This is a genomic window from Bacteroidota bacterium (assembly GCA_008933805.1).
GTDB lineage: Bacteria > Bacteroidota > Bacteroidia > UBA8524 > UBA8524 > SB11.
In genome coordinates, this window is the sequence record WBUH01000004.1 from 166,083 (window position 1) to 186,670 (window position 20,588).

At 44.2% G+C, this 20,588-nt stretch carries 17 protein-coding genes; 9 read left to right on the top strand and 8 right to left on the bottom strand.

The annotated features are described in order from the left end of the window. Position 1 precedes the first annotated feature (1 nt). The 4 genes from mreD (at position 2) to F9K23_05875 (ending at position 5,096) form a co-directional block, all read left to right on the top strand. Positions 2–493, top strand: a complete 492-nt coding sequence (mreD, locus tag F9K23_05860) for a rod shape-determining protein MreD (protein ID KAB2917280.1) — start codon at positions 2–4, stop codon at positions 491–493. Then, entirely contained in the window at positions 490–2,331 is a 1,842-nt protein-coding gene (mrdA, locus tag F9K23_05865) for a penicillin-binding protein 2 (protein KAB2917281.1), read from the top strand. The genes mreD and mrdA overlap by 4 nt, the downstream gene beginning before the upstream one ends. After that, complete coding sequence (locus F9K23_05870; GenBank protein ID KAB2917282.1) at positions 2,321–3,613, top strand: rod shape-determining protein RodA; 1,293 nt, start codon at positions 2,321–2,323, stop codon at positions 3,611–3,613. Before mrdA ends, F9K23_05870 begins: the two co-directional genes overlap by 11 nt. Positions 3,614–3,773: 160 nt before the next feature. Continuing rightward, entirely contained in the window at positions 3,774–5,096 is a 1,323-nt protein-coding gene (locus F9K23_05875) for a citrate (Si)-synthase, eukaryotic (protein KAB2917283.1), read from the top strand. A gap of 170 nt (positions 5,097–5,266) precedes the next feature. On the opposite strand, the gene F9K23_05880 is transcribed toward F9K23_05875, so the two are convergent. The 5 genes from F9K23_05880 to F9K23_05900 form a co-directional block, all read right to left on the bottom strand. Next, positions 5,267–6,706, bottom strand: coding sequence for a hypothetical protein (locus F9K23_05880; protein KAB2917284.1), 1,440 nt, complete (start codon positions 6,704–6,706; stop codon positions 5,267–5,269). Positions 6,707–7,009: 303 nt separating this feature from the next. Then, positions 7,010–9,220: a hypothetical protein gene (locus F9K23_05885; GenBank protein ID KAB2917285.1), complete on the bottom strand. Its 2,211-nt coding sequence runs from the start codon at positions 9,218–9,220 to the stop codon at positions 7,010–7,012. After that, complete coding sequence (locus F9K23_05890; protein ID KAB2917286.1) at positions 9,213–9,941, bottom strand: glycosyltransferase family 2 protein; 729 nt, start codon at positions 9,939–9,941, stop codon at positions 9,213–9,215. The genes F9K23_05885 and F9K23_05890 overlap by 8 nt, the downstream gene beginning before the upstream one ends. A gap of 363 nt (positions 9,942–10,304) precedes the next feature. Then, complete coding sequence (locus tag F9K23_05895) at positions 10,305–11,372, bottom strand: Ldh family oxidoreductase (protein ID KAB2917287.1); 1,068 nt, start codon at positions 11,370–11,372, stop codon at positions 10,305–10,307. Between the two features lie 52 nt (positions 11,373–11,424). Further along, on the bottom strand, positions 11,425–12,144 hold the full coding sequence (locus F9K23_05900; GenBank protein ID KAB2917348.1) for a (Fe-S)-binding protein: 720 nt from the start codon (positions 12,142–12,144) through the stop codon (positions 11,425–11,427). Between the two features lie 302 nt (positions 12,145–12,446). Between F9K23_05900 and F9K23_05905 the strand changes: the two genes are divergently transcribed. Beyond that, a complete protein-coding gene (locus tag F9K23_05905; GenBank protein ID KAB2917288.1) occupies positions 12,447–13,322 on the top strand; it encodes an SUMF1/EgtB/PvdO family nonheme iron enzyme in 876 nt (291 codons plus the stop codon). A 39-nt stretch (positions 13,323–13,361) separates the two neighbouring features. Here F9K23_05905 and F9K23_05910 read toward each other — a convergent pair whose 3' ends face one another. Next, on the bottom strand, positions 13,362–14,702 hold the full coding sequence (locus F9K23_05910) for a glycosyltransferase family 39 protein (protein KAB2917289.1): 1,341 nt from the start codon (positions 14,700–14,702) through the stop codon (positions 13,362–13,364). 129 nt (positions 14,703–14,831) lie between these two features. Here F9K23_05910 and F9K23_05915 point away from each other — a divergent pair, with 129 nt between their 5' ends. Then, complete coding sequence (locus F9K23_05915) at positions 14,832–15,398, top strand: guanylate kinase (GenBank protein ID KAB2917349.1); 567 nt, start codon at positions 14,832–14,834, stop codon at positions 15,396–15,398. An 11-nt stretch (positions 15,399–15,409) separates the two neighbouring features. After that, positions 15,410–15,994: a nicotinate-nucleotide adenylyltransferase gene (locus tag F9K23_05920; GenBank protein KAB2917290.1), complete on the top strand. Its 585-nt coding sequence runs from the start codon at positions 15,410–15,412 to the stop codon at positions 15,992–15,994. Positions 15,995–16,762: 768 nt separating this feature from the next. Here F9K23_05920 and F9K23_05925 read toward each other — a convergent pair. Beyond that, entirely contained in the window at positions 16,763–17,377 is a 615-nt protein-coding gene (locus tag F9K23_05925) for a threonylcarbamoyl-AMP synthase (GenBank protein ID KAB2917291.1), read from the bottom strand. 235 nt (positions 17,378–17,612) lie between these two features. On the opposite strand from F9K23_05925, the gene F9K23_05930 reads away from it, so the two are divergent. Together F9K23_05930 and F9K23_05935 are read left to right on the top strand one after the other, a co-directional pair. Next, complete coding sequence (locus F9K23_05930; GenBank protein ID KAB2917292.1) at positions 17,613–17,993, top strand: response regulator; 381 nt, start codon at positions 17,613–17,615, stop codon at positions 17,991–17,993. Between the two features lie 433 nt (positions 17,994–18,426). Next, complete coding sequence (locus F9K23_05935; GenBank protein KAB2917350.1) at positions 18,427–19,170, top strand: sugar transferase; 744 nt, start codon at positions 18,427–18,429, stop codon at positions 19,168–19,170. 221 nt (positions 19,171–19,391) lie between these two features. Here F9K23_05935 and F9K23_05940 read toward each other — a convergent pair whose 3' ends face one another. Then, the gene (locus F9K23_05940) at positions 19,392–20,420 is read right to left on the bottom strand and encodes a WYL domain-containing protein (GenBank protein ID KAB2917293.1); all 1,029 of its coding nucleotides are present in this window, start codon (positions 20,418–20,420) and stop codon (positions 19,392–19,394) included. Between the last annotated feature and the right edge of the window lie 168 nt (positions 20,421–20,588).

The following is a 20,588-nucleotide window of genomic DNA, read 5'->3' on the forward strand; positions in this document are numbered from 1 at the left end:
AATGTTTATAATGCTGTTGCTATTGCAAACAGTGGTTATAGACCCTATAAACCTTGGTGCATACGCCACACCTGTGTTGTATGTGCTGTTTATAATGTTGTGGCCTACCAATGTGAAACCGTGGGTTACTTTGGTTGTTTGTTTTGCAGCCGGTCAAATAGCCGATATTTTTTCGGCAACGGGCGGCATACATTCATTTACTATGGTATTAACGGCCTTGGTGCGTTATTATATACAACCGCTTTTTGTTAGCAAAGACGAGGCTGAAAAAGCCTACGAACCCAACCTGTTTAATTTGGGCTACCGTTTATTTTTCTTTTATGCACTTAGCCTCACACTAACGTACCACATCGTTTTCAGCTTTTTGGAAAAATTCTCGTTTCATTACTTTTTTTCCACCCTCGCCACAGCCATCATCAGCACACTACTATCCGTAGTGATGATATTTTTAATTCAGTTACTATTTTATAGGATAAGGCCAGAAGAGGTATGACATTATCAGAAAACCGCCACTTCTTGTACTATGTCATTTTTGGCATAGTAGGGTTGTCTATTGCTATACGTTTATTTTATCTCCAAGTAATTGATAAAAGCTACGAAGAGCTTGCCCGCGATATATCACGCCGTGAAATTGTTCAGTTTCCGCCACGCGGTCTTATTTATGACCGTAACGGGGTGTTGCTGGTATATAACGATGTGATTTATGATTTGATGGTAGTGCCCAGGCAGGTGAAGGATTTGGATACTGCTGCCTTTTGCGACCTGCTGAAAATTACCCGCGAGCAGTTTGTGGAAAAGATGAAGAAAGCCATTATTATGAATGGCGACCGTCGTTCATCAGTGTTTGAGAAACAAATCTCACCCAAGGCATACGCATCGTTTCAAGAAAAACTATTCAACTTTACGGGCTTTTTTATTGAGGTACGTACCGACCGTAAATACAATACGCACAGCATGGCGCACGTGCTGGGTAATACGGGCGAGGTTTCTGAAAAAAGGATTGAGCAATCGAACGGGTATTACCGACAAGGCGAATTTGTGGGACTGAACGGTATTGAGCGCTCGTACGAAGAGTTATTGCGCGGTACCAAAGGTGTACGCAATATGATGGTGGACGTTTGGGGACGTGAAATAGGCCCTTATGGCGGCGGTGCCTTAGATACCGTGCCTGCCAGCGGAACCAACTTGTATGTAACCTTAGATGCCGAGTTACAGGCATTGGGCGAAAAACTGCTGCAAAACAAAGTAGGCAGTGTGGTAGCCATTGAACCTTCAACAGGTGATATTTTGGCATTGGTAAGTAGCCCCGGCTATGACCCCAATGAATTTATAGGACGTGAACGCGGAAATAATTACATGAAGTTGCTGCGCGACCCTATGAAGCCGCTGTTTAACCGTCCGCTTAACGCCCCCTACCCTCCCGGTTCGGTATTTAAAATCATCGAATCGCTGATAGGTCAGCAAGAGGGGACACTAACCCCAGAAACTATGTATGGTTGCGGAGGCGGTTACCGCGTGGGTAATCATACCGTAAAATGTAGTCACCGTCACTATTCACCGTTGGATTTGCGCGGTGCAATAGAACAAAGCTGTAACCCCTATTACTGTCACGTATTCAGGGCCATTATGGACCAAAAGAAATTTAAAAGTACTGCCGAAGCTTACGATAATTGGTACAAACACATGCAGTCTTTCGGGGTGGGTACACAGCTGGGAATTGACCTTTACGGTGAATCGAAAGGAATACTTTATCCCTATACCTACTTTGATAAGTTGTACGGTAAAAACTCGTGGCGCAGTACCAACGTAATCTCACTATCCATCGGTCAGGGCGAGGTAGGTATTACCCCATTGCAAATGGCAAATGTTGTAGCAATTGTGGCTAACAGGGGCTACTTTATCACCCCCCATATTCTAAAATATATAGGCGACGAGAAGAAAATACCCGACCAGTTTACTAAACGTAGGTATGCATCGGTAGATACTCAATACTATGAAACCGTGGTAGAAGGGATGGCTCGCGTGGTAAATAACGGTACGGCGCGTATTGCGCAAATAAAAGACATACAAGTGTGCGGTAAAACAGGTACGGCCCAAAACCCGCATGGCGATGACCACTCAGTATTTATTGGGTTTGCACCCATGTATAACCCAAAAATTGCAATAGCAGTAGTGGTAGAAAACGGTGGTTTTGGTGCACGCTGGGCAGCTCCTATTGCCAGTTTGATGATGGAGTATTACCTGAGCAAACACGCCCCGACCACCCGACCCGATTTGCAAAAACGGATGGAAGAAGGAAACCTTATAAACAAACTGCCCAATGTCCAATAACGAAGAACGGATAATACGCTCAGGCACGTTTGACTGGCTTACTATTTTCATTTACCTGATAATGGTAGGATGGGGGTTTCTTGCTATTTATTCTGCCGATTTTGATACCAACAGCCCTAGCATTTTCTCACTAAGTCATAGCTATGGCCGCCAGATAATATGGATTGGTGTATCGTTGGTAATTGCATTGGTAATATTACTGCTCGACCACCGCATCTATCCTGCCTTTGGCTACATTATATACGGCATTGTCATACTCTCGCTCGTCTCCGTGTTCTTCCTTGTTACAAAGCGTGTTGGGGGCGGTCTTTCGTGGTTCGAGATTGGTTCATTCAAATTTCAACCCTCAGAGTTTGCCAAGTTTGCGACAGCCCTTGCCCTTGCTAAATACCTAAGCGGGTACGGCATCAGCTTTAAAGACACTAAAACACAGCTTATTTGCTTTGGTATTGTGTTACTGCCCATGGCTTTGGTATTGCTGCAAAACGATACCGGTAGCGCATTGGTATTTACGGCCTTTTTCCTTGCCCTGTTCCGCGAAGGACTTTCTGGCATTTGGCTGTTTAGCGCATTGTATGCAGGTATACTGTTTTTAGCCTCAATATTGGTTGAAGATATTAATATCATTCTGCTAACCCTTACTGCCATTGCGGTACTTATATTCTTGCTGGTTCGTAAAAACCGTTCCGCTGTTTTTATACTGGTAGCTGTATGGGTGTTATCGTGCGGGTTTTCGTACAGTGTTGACTATTTGTATAACAATGTATTAAAAGACCACCAGCGCCAGCGTATTGAAGTAATGCTGGGTCGCGTAGACGACATTAAAGGCGTGGGGTATAACGTGTACCACAGTAAGGTAGCTATTGGTTCGGGCGGTATTTACGGCAAGGGTTTTTTACAAGGTACCCAAACCCGCTTGCGCTATGTGCCTGAACAAAACACCGATTTTATTTTTTGTACCATTGGCGAGGAGTACGGTTTTGTAGGCTCGTTTGGACTGGTAATACTGTTTGTGAGCCTGCTGATACGGATTGTACAAATTGCAGAGCGGCAACGCAGCCGTTTCAACCGAGTGTACGCCTATGGGGTAGCTTCGGTAATATTTTTGCACTTCACCATCAATCTATCAATGACGGTGGGGCTGTTTCCCGTAGTAGGTATTCCCTTACCGTTTTTCAGCTACGGGGGTTCATCGCTGTTAAGCTTTACCATTATGCTGTTTATACTGATACGATTGGACGCAAACCGCACCAATGAAGTGAAGAGAGCTTTTGAGATATAACGGCATGATTTTCTGCATAAAAAATTTTAGAAAAAAACGCAGTTTCTAATAAAATTTTAATGTTGTAACAGGCAATCATTGCGAACAAATGTTAACTTTGGCACGTTTAACAGGTAGGTATTCGAAAATTTAAACTTATAATACTTTTTCAAGGTAATTTATGGACAAACTGAAAGAGAAGTTCGCTTCTATCGCGCTTCCGATGGCACAGGAAGTGAAAGAATTGATAAAAACACACGGGGACGTGGTGTTGGGTTCGTACACAGTGGAGAATGTGTACGGAGGTATGAAAGGTATGATTGGACTAGTAACTGAAACCTCGTTACTGGATGCAGAAGAAGGTATCCGATTCCGTGGTTATTCAATTCCTGAGTTGCGCGAAAAACTTCCGAAAGCCCCCGGCGGTTCAGAGCCATTGCCTGAAGGTTTGTTTTATTTGATGCTTACCGGTGAGTTGCCTTCGCAAGAAGATGTAACTTTTATTTCGAAACAATTAGAAGAGCGTGCAGAAGTTCCTGCACACGTATACAAAACCCTTGATGCGTTGCCTTTAACCACGCATCCTATGACGCAGCTAACCATTGGTATTATGGCTATGCAAACCGAAAGCGTGTTTGCTGCTGCTTATGAAAAGGGCATGAACAAAAAAGACTATTGGGATTATACCTACGAAGATTCGTTGAACCTGATAGCTCGTTTGCCTCGCGTAGCTTCTTACATTTACCGCCGCACCTACAAAAACAATGAGCACATTGCTCCATTGCAAGGTATGGACTGGGGTGCAAACTTTGCACACATGCTGGGCTTGGGCGATAGCGCGCCTATTAAAGCGTTGATGCGTTTGTACCTAACTATTCATGCCGACCATGAAGGTGGTAACGTATCAGCACATACTACCCATTTGGTGGGCTCAGCACTTAGCGACCCTTACCTTTCTTTGGCAGCTGCCATGAACGGTCTTGCTGGTCCTTTGCACGGCTTGGCTAACCAAGAGGTAATTAAGTGGATTTTTGAAATGGTAGAAGAGTTGGGTACCAGCAAACCTACCAAAGAGCAAATTGCCGCTTACGTAAACAAAACCCTTAAAGAAGGTAAAGTAGTGCCCGGATACGGACACGCTGTGTTGCGCAAAACCGACCCTCGCTTTACTGCACAGGCTGATTTTGCTAAACGCCACAATATTGATGACGACTTTGTAAACATCGTATGGAATGTGTACGAAGTAGTACCTCCAATTTTGGAAAACCTTGGTAAGGTGAAAAACCCTTGGCCAAACGTTGATGCCCATAGCGGTGCCCTTTTGGTGCATTTCGGCATGAAGGAGTACGATTTTTACACCGTAATGTTTGGCGTATCACGTGCTTTGGGTGTATTGGCTCAATTGATTTGGGACCGCGCCTTAGCTCATCCAATAGAGCGTCCAAAATCGGTAACTACCGAGTGGATGAAAGAAAAGGTGAAAGCCTCTCTTGCAAAAGGATAATCATTCCTAAAATTATTGATATACAAAGAGCCCCGTTTGGGGCTTTTTTGTTTTGTATCGGGGTTGAAAAACCGTTCGGGATTAAATTACAACGCGAAGCGGGACTTAAGTCCCGCTTCGCGTTGTAATCTCAATAGCAACAGATTTCAATCTGTTCTGCAAAAACACTCTTATTTCTTCCTAAACAAATACACCTCGTAATTATGGCCGCCCAATGTAGTAAAAGGGTTTTTGGGTGTAATTTGGTGTATCAGTTCGTAATCAGGATTACCTTTAATATCTGCCAGCGGATATTGACATTCATTAGGGCCAAAGTGCATATCATATACAATCAGGCTGCCCTGCGGTACCTCGTTGCTGCGTTTGGCATCGTGCAAATATGCCCTTTGGTTAGGGTCAAACGGGTCTACATCAAAAGCAAGCGCCGCTGTAGGGGCAAAATAATACACCTTATTCCCTTCTTTATAATACTTGCTTTGTTTGTACCAATTACCTGCATCGTACAATACGGTCTCCTCAGGCCCCAGCATTATGGGCAGCTTATAATTATTAATAGGATACTGCACCACATAAAACAAAATGGTAGCAACAATGGCCAATCGTAGGTTTATATTAGCCACAAAGGGCTTGTAAATAGATTCTACACCGCGTGTGCTTATTAATGCCAGCAAAGGCAAAATGCTGCCGAATACACGGCCCAGTCCTGCCGAGCCCTGTATACCGTAGTACCAAACAATACTGTGGGCAAAAAAGAAGGCCAAAGCCAGTGTAAGTATCAGCAGCCAATATTTTAACGTTGGCTCTGCATTAGTTATCCCTGTAGTTTTTGATGCCCTGTTGAGACGGAAAAACAGCGACAAGAACCCGATAATAAACAACCACTTTTGCGGCTCACCAATAATGTAGCGGTATGCATCAGCATAGTGCCAAAAGTAATTACTGCGCCCATACACTCCGTCTTTGCCCGAGTAGGGGTTTTGGCTAAACACCCAAAGCAAATCGTGGTAATGGTAAAAATATCCTATCAGGCTATACACCACCAACCCCGCACCCAAAAACAAAAACGGGATAAACTTGCGCTGGGTTAGGAAAAATATTCCCACCAGCGGCAGCAGTATAAAACCTTCAGTACGGGCAAAGGGCAGCAACGAGAATATAATTGCCGACGCATAGTATTTATCAGCCACTAAGAAATAAATACCCGCAGCCAATACCATACTAAAAGTAACCTCGGTAAGGGCTGAGTTTAGCTCTAAAAAATATAGCGGGGCAAACAACAGCAAAACCACTGATGCCACAGCCGTTTTCAGCCCCAAGCGGTCGGCGGTTTTGTAGGTAAACCACGCCGTTACCATACCCGCAAGGCAGTTGTATATCTTGGCTCCCGTAAAGCCCCATTGGGCAAAGGGTGATAGCAGTAAGGTGTGTAAAGGTTTACCCCAATGGTCTAAAAAATTTTCGGGGTGAATAAACGCATAGCGGGCAATCAGGTAATGCTGAAAACTGTCTTCGCCGCCCTCAGTACCTGTGGAAATAGACACCAGCCATGCAAAAGCACCGAACAGCAATGCCAGTGCTACTAATACGATATGATCTTGTTTTATTTGCAAGCACTGCAAAACTAAGGCTTTGCCGTAAAAACACAACCCCCTGTGTTACGATGTTATACCGTTACGCTGTTATGTTGTTATTTTTGTTACGCACAGCACTAAGATTTGGACTTGAAAGGGGCAAAAAATCAAAGAACTTAGATTTAGTAATTGGAAACTGTTTCTTTTATCCCCTTCCCACTTAATCCTAAGTACGACATATTAACAGGGTTGAATCCTGTTCTGTTAAGATTGCCAAAGCGGCGGGTTTCAACCCGCCGAGAGAAAATACACCTTGATGATAAATAATTAAGGAGGATAAGATTACCTGTAATATCGGTTGTTAAATACCAACCCGTTTTGTTTTTGCTGTATAAACGGCCACCGTGCAGGGCGCACCAACAAATTATCAATGTATAAGAGTTCATTGGGCTTGGCTCCGTCTTTTAAAAGTTGTACGCGGGCTTTGCCGTTTGTGGTGGTGTAATTGTATTCTACCAGCATCCAATCGTCCATCACGGCTTGCACATGGTTAAGCACGTGCACCCGTTCAGTCCCTTTTGCCTCATCCACCAGCAGCTTCAACTGTGGTAATCCTTCGGTGCGGGCATATATCCAAAACGATACGGATATACTGTCGCCAAGCTCTACGGATGTTGTATCTATAAGTGTTGTGGTTTCAGTGCCCTTTATTTCCAAAGCACCCGCCCCTTCAAAAAACAGTTTAGAGGGGTGGTTTTCATAGGCTTTAAAAATAAAAGGACTTACCTCGTATTCCGTATTTCCCACAAAATCTATAATGTGCTTTGCCCTTCGTTGTATCAGCGTTTCCAGCTTTTGAGCCGTAATTTCATAAAGCCTGAAACTATCGGTTTGCACAATGGGGTGTAACTCCCGGTAAAAAGGGAGCGACACGCTATCCCGCAAAAAGTGCAGTAATAGATAGGGTTTTGTTGCTTTTTTTAGCAGCGCAGGCACTTGTGTAATCTCGTAACCCATTTCTAATTGCTGCAAGGTTTGAGTAAGCGATGTTCTGCTCATTTTCACTGCCTGCAACGGTATGCCCGTTTGCCACGATAACAGCATACTTTGCCCCACAATGGTATCAGACAAGGGGACTTTGCCAATATTCTCAGAACCTTCGTGGTAAAAGGGAATAGGTATAATGGCTTCGTATCTTTCGGGGGTAAGGTGCTGGGGTACCCACGCAAGCGGTTGGCGAGGATTGTTGATAATACCGTGGGTGTGAATGTTGTACAATACGCCTTCTACGGCCAAAATGCCAATCATTGCCCAAGGCAACCATTGGTATCGGCTCTTTGCACGCACTTTAGTAAACACGTACACCAGCATAAAAATATTAAGCCCATAAAACACCACCCAAAGCAGGCGACCCAAACTGCGGAACTGCTTTAACAATCCTAAGTATTTTGAGATGGAAGGAATATTGAACAAAAAGGGGACAAACGCCGCATACACAAACACCATACAGGCTGCAAGCAGCAACACCCGCAAAAACTGTTGATTATAGGTAGCGATTGATGGAGTTTCCTCAGCCTCTTTTTTAGTTTTTATTTTAGAATAGATACCGTTTCCTATCGCCCACAAAACAAACAGCAACACAGGCAATCCGGCATAGGCAATGGTTTCTACCGATACTTTGCGAACGCCCAATGCCTGCTTCAGCGGTTTAAAATAATCATAATCCAGCGGCAGCAATAAGCCCTCCCAGTAGGCGGCGTATTCAACAATACCGTAAGGTTGGGTGGGGCGGTCGGTAACGGTGTCTGTCAACTTCAGCCACAAAAAATACAACCCAAAAGGCAGTACTATTTGTATGAACAGGTGGGGAATTGCCTTTTTCAGTGTGATACCGTTTCCCTTGCTCACTAAAAACACCAACCAAACACACAGCACCAAAGCTCCCACAATTACCAAGTAATACACGTGTATAAACAGCAATAGCAATAGGGTAAGCCCCATGGCAAGGCTAAGTGTAACAACGGGTTTCTCAAAAAACCGGTATAACCACCAAATAAACAGGGGAACTACAAAGCAATACGCAAGTGCAAAATGCCCGTCGAAACGGTCGATTTGTGGCGACATCATGCCCACGGCAACCGCAGCTGCCACTGCAAACCATTGGTGATTGGTAAAAGCCAGAAACAGTTTATACAAGATGCCGATGGCTACCAGTAAGCCGATAAACAACAGCAGATTATTAATGCCTACGGCAACATTGCCCACAGGGGTAATGTTGTTGTTTACAAAACGGGCAGCATTGCTGATAAGGGGTTGGTTATCAGTAAACACTACGTGTTCGCCCCAAGGGTGATTCATCCCCCTGAAATGGTTGTAACTGCTATCGTACTGTACGTGCCACGCGAAGGTGTAGTAGTTTTTTATCCCATCACCACCGGGACTAAACAAATAGCTGTTAGGGCTAAAGATAAATTTACCGTAAAACAGCAGGATAACTGCACAGCCTATACCCAGTGCCCACCAAATACCGTATTTGCGGGTGGTACTATTCATAAGGCTGGTGACGGCGCACAATGCGCAGTATTTTTATAAAGTTCCAGAATTCGCCTGTAAGAATTTTCAGGTTCATTTTAGAGAAAACCACATCGCTGCGAAGTACCACAAACACGGGTTCCATTTTCACTGTTTTGGTTTTACTGGCAATGGCAATAAACTCCATGTCAAACAAAAACCGTTCAATGGTGGTACTCATAAATACCTTTTTGCCGCGCTGATTGAAGCCTTTTAAACCGCATTGGGTATCGGTAATGGGTAGCCTGAATACCACTTTAAACACAAACCTCAACACCTTCGATATCCATTTACGCTTTAGCGGGGTGTTCTCGTAGTATTCGTTATCGCGGGTGCCGATGGCAATATCACTTCCCTGTTCCAAACTCTGCACAATCTTCACCATGCTTTCGTACTCGTACGGAAAATCAATATCGGTGTACAGTATCAGCCCGTCTTCAATACCCTTTATACCTTCACGCAAGGCATATCCTTTACCGTGATTAACAGGGTAAGTGATATAGGTAACATTGGGCAGGTGTTGGTGCAGGTATTGTAATTGTGCTTCACCGATGCCGGTTGAGGAGGCGTCATTCACCACCACTGGGTGAATCTGATAGGCGGGCAGGTATTGTTTTATATCGCTAAAATGATTGCACAATTGTACTTCCCAGCCCTCATGGGGATTGTAGCAGGGCACAACGATATGCAGGGCTTGGGTCATGTAGCGTTTGTGGCAAAAATATACAAAAAAGGGATGTAGTGTTGGAATATCGGTTAGGTATCGGGGCTTTTAGGTTAGAGTTATTTAAAAACAATTGCTGATTGAGACAAGTTGTTCAAGCTGCAAATACACGAAAACACAAAGCCATAATACTTAGTGATTTCGGGCCGTTGCAGCAAACATAACCAAGGGAGGCAACGATTTGAAAGTCGGGTTAATGTGTTATCAGATAAGGTTGCTTTTCGGCGGATTGAAATCCACCACTTTGGCAATTACCGTATTGTAGCGGACTTAAGTCCGCTACAATACGGTAATCTTAACAGAGCAGGATTTTAATCCTGTTAATAAATAAGGGGAATTTACCTAAAACGCTATTCCCAACTTTGTTCCCAGTTCAGTCAAGTCGTTTATTACCGCTTCGGTAAGAGGTATACCGCCGATTAGTCGGTTTGCGTACTCAAACGTTTCGGGTTCACCCGGTATTAGCACGGTTTGTCCTTCAATGGCAGGAGATGATTTAAACCGTTCAATCCAGTTTTCTATGTGTGTGTTATATTCTTCCAACGGACGGAAACCGTCAACCCGCATTGCTCCCAAAAAATGACCGATACCTTGACCGGGCATATCAGGGGCAAGAGGTAAGAAGCTGACAAACGGCGGTACCCAAGGACCGTAATTTGCTCCCGATAAAACCGCCGAAAATATATCTACTACAGATGCAAGAGCGTACCCTTTGTGGCCGGCTTCTTCCATACTTCCTAATGGCAATAATGCGCCCCCCTTTTTCAATTCGTTAGGGTCGGTACTGGCTTGTCCGTCTTTGTCTTGCACCCATCCTTGCGGAATGCTTTTGTTCAAACGTTGAGCAATCTCCAGCTTACCGTTGGCCGCCGCCGAAGTCGCCATATCGCTCACCACAGGCGGGTATTTACCCCCCGGTATTGCAAAACACATGGGGTTAGTACCCAATAAACGTTCTTTACTATTTGTAGGGGCTACCAGCGGGCTGGCATTCGTCATGCTGATGCCCACCATGTCTTTTTCAACGGCCATTAAAGCGTGGTACGCTCCGATACCAAAGTGGTTAGAGTTTTTAACCGATACCCAACCGCTTCCTACTGCTTGTGCTTTTTCAATAGCCACCTGCATGGCAAAAGGGGCTACCACCAAACCAAGTCCGCCATCACCGTCAATAGTTGCTGTTGAAGGAGTTTGGTGTACTACCTGAATGTTGGGCGTGGCGTTAATCCTACCGGCTTCCCACAACCGCACATAGCCTGATAAACGAGCCACTCCGTGCGAATCGATGCCGCGCATATCGGCCTTTATCAAAACATCAGTCGCCAGCGTAGCGTGTGCATCGCTGCAACCCATTTTGGTAAATACGTTTTTGCAAAAATCTTCGAGGTGGTTTTTTGAGAAATTTTTCATGCGTAACAGCGTTTATACGTTAGCCTTTAGCTAAGTATCGCAGCTAAAAAGACTACCCTATTGCCCTTGCCAGCAAATCTACTATATGTACAGATTTTAGGGGGAGATTTTTCTTTTTGATATAAGCATCCATGTGCATCAAGCAGCCGGGGTCGTTAGAAACGATGTACTCAGCCCCTGTTTTCAACGCATCATTTACCTTCTGCTCGGCTAACGATACTGAAATATCTTCGTGGTCGGTGGCAAAAAAACCACCAAAGCCGCAGCATTCTTCAGGGCGGGTCATTTCAATCAGCTCAATCCCTTTAATATTGTGCAACAAGGTACGCGGAGCAGTTTTAATCCCGCTTTTCAACGATTGGCAACTATCGTGGTAGCAAACTTTGGCGGCAAGGCTCAAACCCAAGTCTTCTTTTTTCAAAACATCCACAATAAACTCGCATATTTCGTGCAGGTTTTTTTGCAAGCGTTTGCAAGGGTTGTGCAGCATACTGTTGTTAAACAAGTGCGTGTACCACTGGCGCACGGCACCAACGCAAGCTCCCGAAATAGAAACCGCATGACGGTCATATTGAAACTCGCGGATAAATTTTTCGCCGATTAGTTTGGCATCATCAAAATTACCGTTGGTATAGGCAGGCATTCCGCAGCAGGTTTGTTCGGTATCATAATTCACCTTACACTCAAGGTATTCCAATACCTTCACCATATTAAACCCTGTTTCGGGGTTTAACTGGTCGATAAGGCATGGGATATGAATGTCCACCACTATTTGCTTGCCTCTCACCTGAACCATCTTAGTGCAAACCTACATTTTTTTGTTGTGATGCCCTTGCCCCGCATACAACATTTGTTAACAGGTGGTTAATAAGCTGTATTTCAATCAATGGTAAAATATGCTTCGTTTGCTATGCAGTTGTAGGGGGTTGTTCGTATTCGTTTAAGAACGGTGATAGGTCCTCTCATCATGTTTATACGTTATTGAAGGTTTGTGCATCTTTACAAAAACCCAATAGGTAGCATATTAAAATAATCGTTTTGTAACTTTCGTTTTCTTTGATTAAACGACCTTACATGAAGAACCTTGCCAATTTTTTGTTGTTGCTTGTATTGATTTTTTCTTTGGGATGTACTTCCAAAAAGAAACAAGCCCGATACCTCGACTATAAGAGTTTTAAAGACGGCTACGCCAAGGTAAACGACAGTTTGTATGTCGGTATTGGTGAGGTAAGCAATGCTGAATTCAATAAATTCCTGAATTATTTGAGAAGTAGCCAACAGGCAACATTAGCGGAAATGTACAACTTTGATACTGCCCAATGGAGTGTCGGCTTGAATGTTTGGGGGCCTATGGGGAAATATTACCACAGCCACGTCGCATACAAAGACTACCCGGCTGTAAATGTAAGTTATGAAGGGGCTGTAGCATATTGCCAATGGCTTACTGATGAATACCAAAAGAACCCTAAGAGGAGGTTTAAGAAAGTTATTTTTAGATTACCCACGGAAACTGAATGGAAACAGGCTGCGCGCGGAGGGAGAGAAAATTTTGAATTTCCTTGGGGAGGTCCATTCTTGCGGAATTCAAGAGGTAATCACTTAGCGAATTATAGAAGCATTCCGGAAAGCAGTGCAAAGGATACTGTAATTAATAATTTAGATGTGGTGATTATCAACCGTAATGTTGCAGGGAGCTTGGCAAGTGCAGTAAGCGACAATAGTATCATCACTACTCCTGTAAAAAGTTACTGGCCAAATTCATACGGACTTTACAATATGGCAGGAAATGTGAGCGAAATGCTGGCTGAAAAAGGACATACTAAAGGTGGGAACTGGCGAAGTTTAGGGTATTATTTAAGAATTGACGCTGAGGATGAATTCGGGGGAAAGCAATTAACACCTTCGCCATTGGTGGGCTTTAGAGTATTTGCAGAAATAGTTGAGAAATAAAAGGAATCAAAAAATCTCAAAATCAAAAATCATTAAATATCAAGGGCAAACCCACAACGGGCGGCGACCGTATTTCTCAAGATTTTGCCCCATAGTTTCGGGCATGGAGTGAAAATAAAAACGGTAATGGTGGTAGGTTAGTGAGTCGTTGCCAAGCGCGGGTAATACATTTATTCTTGTATTAAACACAAACACAGTAACAGCCAATCCCAGCACAATATACATGGGCAGCATATTTCCGTCGCGTTCCCACGTTTTTATCACCCCGAAAACAAGCAACAAAATAAGGACTACGGCGGGCTGGTAGATACGGGCAATCCAATCACCACGCATTTGCCATCCCTCGTAATAGGGAGCCATGTTGTTAAACACAAATACCGTAAGCATACTCACTGCAATAGCCCAAAAGGGCAAATCAAGCACAATGCTGCGGGTCACTTTTCCCATTACAATTACCACACAAAACAGCACCGCCAAATAAAAATACGTAGCATCAAAAAAGTTACGGTACAGCAAGTAGGGTAGTTTTTTGAAATTAGCCCACAACACATCACCCGTTGCGCCCAAATACGCATTGATAATGTTGCCGTATATGTCAGTATTTCCGCTGGATTGTGGTAACGTTCTCCCGCTCAAAAACCATAGCCAAAGGGCAAGGGGTAATACCAACATCACCATTGATACCGGAATAGCGCGCCACTTTTTTTGCAGCAACAGCAACAAACCAAAAGCAGGGATAAAAAATATGTAGGTGTCGTACGCCAAAAAGCTGATACCCGCCAACAGACTATACACCGCCGTTTTACGTAAACTGCGGGTTTCCCAAACTTTATACAGCAATATGGTAAGCACCAGTGTGCAGGCGGTTATTAAAATATGCGGATAGGGCATCCCGCTCCAATACATAGTGGCGGGGTAAGCACTCAGCAACACCAGCCCCACGAAGGAGGCCGTTTTGCCCCAGCGTTTTTTGGCCCACAGGCAAAACCACACCAGTGCGGCAATATTCAGTACTATGGCTATTACAAAACCTCCCCCCGTAAAACCAAACATCTTCATAAACGGGTAGCTTACCATGTACAGCAACGGACGACGCAGTAAATATGCCCAGTTCCATTCTTCCTTCGGTTTGCCATCAATCAGTTTATAGTTAGCTATGTAGTGCTTGTGGTCGTAATTGGCAATGTAATAACAGCCCAGTTCATTAAAATCCGTATCCCCCTCAATGCTAATGTAATCCCCTTGGTCGTTTACCAAATGCGGATTGGCTAGCGTTGCCGCATAGGGAGCCAGCGTGCCGCTGCACAACCACATTTGCAGGGCAAACACCATGCAAAAAAACACCAACAGCCAAGTAAAATACCTTTTTATAAAGGGCATGGTGCAAGTATAACTATTTTACAGATTATGAAGTAACGCCTTATTGCAGGTGTTTACTTTAGGCCACGCAAAGGGCACTACTGTATAATGCTTAAAATGTATTTACTTTGCCGCGATTTTAAATGCGTTTTGCAAGGTAAACTCATCATCATATCAGCCCCTTCGGGTTCAGGAAAAACCACTATTGCCAAGTATCTTCTGGCACAAATGCCTGTGCTCGAGTTTTCAATATCGGCCACTACACGTTCAAAACGTCCGGGCGAAGAACACGGTAAAGATTATTATTTTATCTCAGTAGATGAATTTAATACCCGTGTGGCAAACGGCGAATTTGTAGAACACGAAGAAGTGTACGAAGGTGTTTTTTACGGCACATTGAAAAGCGAAGTGGAGCGGATATGGGCCAAAGGCCATCACGTGGTGTTTGATGTGGATGTGGTAGGAGCTAAAAATTTGAAGCAGATGTACGGCGATAAGGCTCTGCTGATGTTTATTACTCTGCCAGATTTTGAAACCCTCGAAAACCGCCTGCGCAGCCGCAGTACCGAAACTGCCGAACAGCTGGATATGCGACTTGGCAAAGCCCGCCACGAGCTTGAGTATGAAAAATACGCGGATGTGCGGCTGATTAATGATGTGCTGGAAAATGCCCAACAACGGGCACAGCAAATAGTAACCCGGTTTATCCAATCTTAACCCCTGCCCCCTTGAATATAGGACTGTTTTTTGGCTCGTTTAATCCCATACACATTGGGCATCTTATCATAGCCAATTATATGCGCCACTTTGGGCGGTTGGATGAAGTGTGGTTTATTGTATCGCCCCAAAACCCTTTTAAAACCCACAGCGATTTATTGCCCCAACAGCAACGCCTGCAAATGGTGAAACTGGCCATTGGCAACAAAGGATATTTAAAAGCCAGCGATGTTGAGTTTGGCTTGCCCCTCCCCTCGTACACGGTTGATACATTGCGCCATTTGCGCAGCAGTAATCCGCAGCACGTTTTTAAAATAATTATGGGGAGCGATAACCTTGCTTCGTTTAATAAGTGGAAGGATTTTAAGGAGATTTTAGCACACCACCAATTACTGGTGTACCATCGTTTCGGGTATCGGAGCGACGAAATGGAAAAGCATCCTAACATTATTTTTTACGATGCTCCGGTGTTGCATATATCAGCTACATACGTCCGTGATTTAATAGGCCAAAAAGCCCCTATCGGGTATCTTGTTACCCCGGAGGTAGAAGAATACATTGCAGCTAATAAATGTTTTGAAGCGGGCAATGCCTAGGGGAACAGACCACCGCGCTCCTTCGGCAGGCCCAGGATGGCAACCGTACTAATACGACTATCGTCGTGCGGAAGTCCCCTTTTAGGGGATTTAGGGGTCGGGTTTGCTGTCATGCTGAACGATAGTGAAGCATCTTATCACCCCTTATTAACAAATTTGCGATAAGGTTCTCCCCTGCGGTCAGAATGACAACAGTGGTTAATTCTTTCCCAAAAACATACTGCTGTAATGGTCTTGTGCGGCTGATTCCCACTAGTAAGGGGGAACACAAGGGGGTGTCGGAAAGCTTTAACCCATCGCGCTCCTCCGGCGGGCTTTAGATGGCAACCGCACTAATACGACTATGTCGTGCGAAAGTTCCCTTTTTGGGGGTTTAGGGGTCGGGGTTGCTGTCATGCTGAACGATAGTGAAGCATCTTCGCTCACTCTGTTAACACATTTGTAAGAAGGTTCTTCCCTGCGGTCAGAATGACAACCGTGGTTAATTCTTTCCCAAAAACATACTGCTGTAATGAACTTGTGCGGCTGATTCCCACTAGTAAGGGGGAACACAAGGGGGTGTCGGAAAGCTTTAACCCTCCGCGCTCCTTCGGCAGGCTCAGGACGGTAACCGCACTAATACGACTATCGTCGTGCGGAAGTCCCCTTTTAGGGGATTTAGGGTTCAGGTTTGCTGTAATGCTGAACGATAGTGAAGCATCTTGTTTCATCCTTTTTACATACTTGCGATAAGATTCTTCCCTGCGGTCAGAAGGGCAAGCGGATGCACTAAATTTCAACAATCCCTTTTCCTTGGCGTATAATTTCGGGTACTTCACCCGTACAGTCTATCACCGTTGAGGGTTGATTGCCTCCCGCCCCACCGTCAATTACCACATCGGTAATCTTTTCATACACCCCATAAATTTCTTCGGGCTCGGTTAAATATTCCTGAATCTCGTCTTCGCTATGTATCGACGATGAAACCATCGGATGTCCCAGTTTTTCAATAATAGCCTGGCAAATAGCATTATCAGGCACCCGGATACCCACCGTTTTTTTGTTGGTCTTAAAAATTTTAGGCACATTGCTGTTGGCCTTTAAAATAAAGGTATAAGGACCGGGCAGTACCCTTTTCATCAGCTTAAAGGTAGGCGTGCCTATGGGCGTGGTAAATTCTGATAAATTGCCCAAATCTTTACAAATGAGCGAAAGGTTGGCCTTCTCGGGTTTTTTGCCTAAAACACGGCAAACCCTTTCAATAGCGCGGTTATTAAAGGCATCGCAGCCCAAAGCATAAATACTATCGGTGGGGAAAACAACAATCCCCCCTTTAGCAATTACCTCCACTACTTTTTCAATTAATCGGTCTTGGGGGTTATCGGGGTGAATTTCAAGAAGCATACTACAAAGTTCGGTAAAAAACAGCCAATAAACAGGGGTTAAGAAACCGGTAATAAAGCCTGTTATTTATGCCTGAAAAAGTAAGTTCGTGTCATAATCAACACTACTTTGTGTAAAATAAAAGGTGCTATATAACAACATTTAGGAAACCTGAGCTCCCGAATATTAAAAATTATAGGTATGATTTACACTATTTTAGCCCCAATTAAGTACTTTCGCAGTTAACATACCTTACATGGCAAAAAAGTTACTTGCTGTAGATGACGAAAAGTCGATACTGATGATTCTGAACCACGTTTTCGGAAAAAAATACGAGGTGGTGCAGAAAACCAATGCAAAGGATGCACTTGAGTGGATGCAGCAGGGTAATATTCCCGACGTAATTATAGCTGATATGAATATGCCTGAAATGAGCGGTTTGGACTTTATACACCAAATACGTTCAAGCGGCTTTTTCAGAGAAATTCCGTTGGTAATGCTTTCAGGTAACGAGAGTACCGCTGATAAAATAAAATGCTTGAAAGCGGGTGCCGACGATTATATGGTGAAGCCTTTTAATCCCGAAGAATTAGAAGCCCGCATAGAAAATATTTTCCGTAGGATAAAGAATGACTAAGCCCGACGTGAATACTCTACCCCGTATTGCCCTTATTCATCCCGACCTTGCTTATGCCGAAAATATGGTGGAGCGGTTTAAGGATAAATACGAGATAGCCATTTTTAAAAACGGGTTTACCTTTTTTGAGTGGCTTACCCCTGCCGAAAAGTTTGGTTTGCTGTTGGCCTATGGTCCTGTAAACGGCCCCAACACTGCCGGCTTGCAAATGCAGCTTAGGGCTTCACACCAACTTACCAATGTACCGATGGCAGTAGTGGTTGACAAAATCAACTCTACAGTTCGCAAAGAGGCTTTAGAGGCAGGAATTGCCGAGCTTTTTGATACAAAAACTACTGACGATGAGTTTGCCCTGCGTGCGGATTACTTAATTGCCAACCCGCCGATAGCCCCCGGAAAAGAGAAAAAACTCCCTGCAATACCAGAATATTCAATGCCTTGGAACAAAAGGGCGTTTGATATTTTCTTCTCTTCGTTAGCATTATTAATGCTTTCGCCGTTGTTTTTACTAGTTGCCCTTGCGGTGCGATTAGAATCTAAAGGCCCTGTGTTTTATTACTCGCTAAGGGTGGGTACAGGTTATAATATTTTCAGGTTTTACAAATTCCGCAGTATGTACACCAATGCAGATGCGCGACTTAAGGACTTGAAACACCTGAACCAATATCAAAACAAACCCGAAGCAGAACAAAAAGAAAGCAGCGCTCCCCAAAAACAGGTAGCTGATAAAGAAAAACTACTGTTGTATGCCGATAACAAGGTAATGACAGAGGACGAGTATAAGCAGTACCGCCTGCAAAAAGACGGCAGCACGTTTATTAAGATTAAAGACGACCCCCGCGTAACTAAAGTGGGTAAGTTTATACGCAATACCAGTATTGATGAACTGCCCCAGTTGTGGAACGTGCTAAAAGGCGATATGAGTATTGTGGGCAACCGTCCGCTACCCATGTATGAGGCTGAGAAGCTGACTACCGACCGCTTTGCACTGCGTTTTATGGCTCCTGCGGGTATTACAGGACTTTGGCAGGTGACCAAACGCGGTAAAAAAGGCGAAATGAGCGAAGAAGAGCGCATTGGCCTTGATAACGACTATGCCCGCAACTACTCGCTATGGTTTGATATCAAACTGATACTAAAAACCATCCCCGCTCTTTTCCAAAAAGAGAACGTATAGTCCACCTGTCTTGAGCTTGCCGAAAGAAGCTTGCCGAAAGGCTCATCGGGAATAAATCCTAACCCGCCATCCTTCGACAGGCTCAGGACATTAACAGCCGCACAGATAACGCAACAGTTATCAAAAACCATTCGTCGTTCAACGGGCAGTGCGTGGCTTCTCTCCTTGAGTAAGGAGGGACAGAGGGAGGTTTGATATATTATCGGGAATAAATCCCGATGCTATTGGGCGGTTCTTACTTCATATAACCCAACTGCCTTTCCCAACTTGTTTTTAATCCGTTGCTGAAACCTTCGTGGTGATAGCACCTTCATCCGTTCGCCAAAGCCCAGTATTTCGCGCTCCAGCTCAAAATTCATCACCACATTAATAGTAATATAAATACCTTCCTCATCTTGTCGCCTCACCTCTTGTGAGGGATGCAGGGGTTTGGTAATCACATACGGTGCGTTATCCTTATCCACCCACAGTTCAATAAGCTGCGGCCGGTCTTGCAATGTTTTAGTTACGCCAATCACATCGTCAAAAAACGTGTGCGGGTTAAAGGCAGCTTCCACAAAAGGCTCGCCGGGCATCTCACTAAATCCAACAATGCGGTCAAGTGCCAACAGTGTAGTAGTGGTTTCCTTATGGTCTTTACGTCTGCCCAATAAAAACCAGCGGTTGCGGTACTCCTTCAATAAATACGGATACAGCACCAATACCGTAGGCTGTGTTTTCTTAAACGATTGGTAAGTAATCAATAACGGTTTTTTACTCACCAATGCCCTGTGCAAAGGGTCAATATGCTCCAGCCCCTTCAACAATTCATTCTTCTCAAAATCAATGTACGATACCCCCTTGTGTTGCTGTTTATAAATCTTGTCCTCCAAGCGGCTCACCATTTCGGTAAGCTCATCAAAATAGCTAAAGCCCTTAAACTGTTTCAATACCCCCACTACTTCCGTCAGCGTGTCCACATCCTGTTTACTCAGCGGGTTGCTGGTAATGCTGTAATTGCGGTCGTCGTAGCTGTAAAACTTCTTATCCTGCACCACAATGGGTGCATTGTAGCCCAACTTATCACTGCGCATATTCTGCAAATCAAGCTGCACCGTGCGGCGGCTCACGCCTTGCGTAATGCCCTCGTACTCGTACAATGCATTTGCACAGGCTTCCACAAGGTCGTCAAGCGTCCATTTTCTAAAGCGGTTTCGCAGGCATTGGTCGATGGTTTTATAGCGCAAAAGTGCCAGTTTGTTTAAAGGCATGGTTAAAAACGGGGTTATTTACATCCAAAACTACAAAATACTACGCAATGTATTTGCGTACTTCTTCAATTTTCATTTATCATTTAACATTTATTTCAATGATATTAAGTAAGTTAAGTAAATATTTATAAAATACTTTAACTGCGCAATTCGGCTGCGTAGTACGTC

What these genes read in the sequence shown, in the direction of transcription:
- mreD (KAB2917280.1), top strand. Translation starts at nt 2, where the DNA reads ATGTTTATAATGCTGTTGCTATTGCAAACAGTGGTTATAGACCCTATA.
- mrdA (KAB2917281.1), top strand. Translation starts at nt 490, where the DNA reads ATGACATTATCAGAAAACCGCCACTTCTTGTACTATGTCATTTTTGGC.
- F9K23_05870 (KAB2917282.1), top strand. Translation starts at nt 2,321, where the DNA reads ATGTCCAATAACGAAGAACGGATAATACGCTCAGGCACGTTTGACTGG.
- F9K23_05875 (KAB2917283.1), top strand. Translation starts at nt 3,774, where the DNA reads ATGGACAAACTGAAAGAGAAGTTCGCTTCTATCGCGCTTCCGATGGCA.
- F9K23_05885 (KAB2917285.1), bottom strand. Translation starts at nt 9,220, where the DNA reads ATGAATAGTACCACCCGCAAATACGGTATTTGGTGGGCACTGGGTATA.
- F9K23_05890 (KAB2917286.1), bottom strand. Translation starts at nt 9,941, where the DNA reads ATGACCCAAGCCCTGCATATCGTTGTGCCCTGCTACAATCCCCATGAG.
- F9K23_05895 (KAB2917287.1), bottom strand. Translation starts at nt 11,372, where the DNA reads ATGAAAAATTTCTCAAAAAACCACCTCGAAGATTTTTGCAAAAACGTA.
- F9K23_05905 (KAB2917288.1), top strand. Translation starts at nt 12,447, where the DNA reads ATGAAGAACCTTGCCAATTTTTTGTTGTTGCTTGTATTGATTTTTTCT.
- F9K23_05910 (KAB2917289.1), bottom strand. Translation starts at nt 14,702, where the DNA reads ATGCCCTTTATAAAAAGGTATTTTACTTGGCTGTTGGTGTTTTTTTGC.
- F9K23_05925 (KAB2917291.1), bottom strand. Translation starts at nt 17,377, where the DNA reads ATGCTTCTTGAAATTCACCCCGATAACCCCCAAGACCGATTAATTGAA.
- F9K23_05930 (KAB2917292.1), top strand. Translation starts at nt 17,613, where the DNA reads ATGGCAAAAAAGTTACTTGCTGTAGATGACGAAAAGTCGATACTGATG.
- F9K23_05935 (KAB2917350.1), top strand. Translation starts at nt 18,427, where the DNA reads ATGCCTTGGAACAAAAGGGCGTTTGATATTTTCTTCTCTTCGTTAGCA.
- F9K23_05940 (KAB2917293.1), bottom strand. Translation starts at nt 20,420, where the DNA reads ATGCCTTTAAACAAACTGGCACTTTTGCGCTATAAAACCATCGACCAA.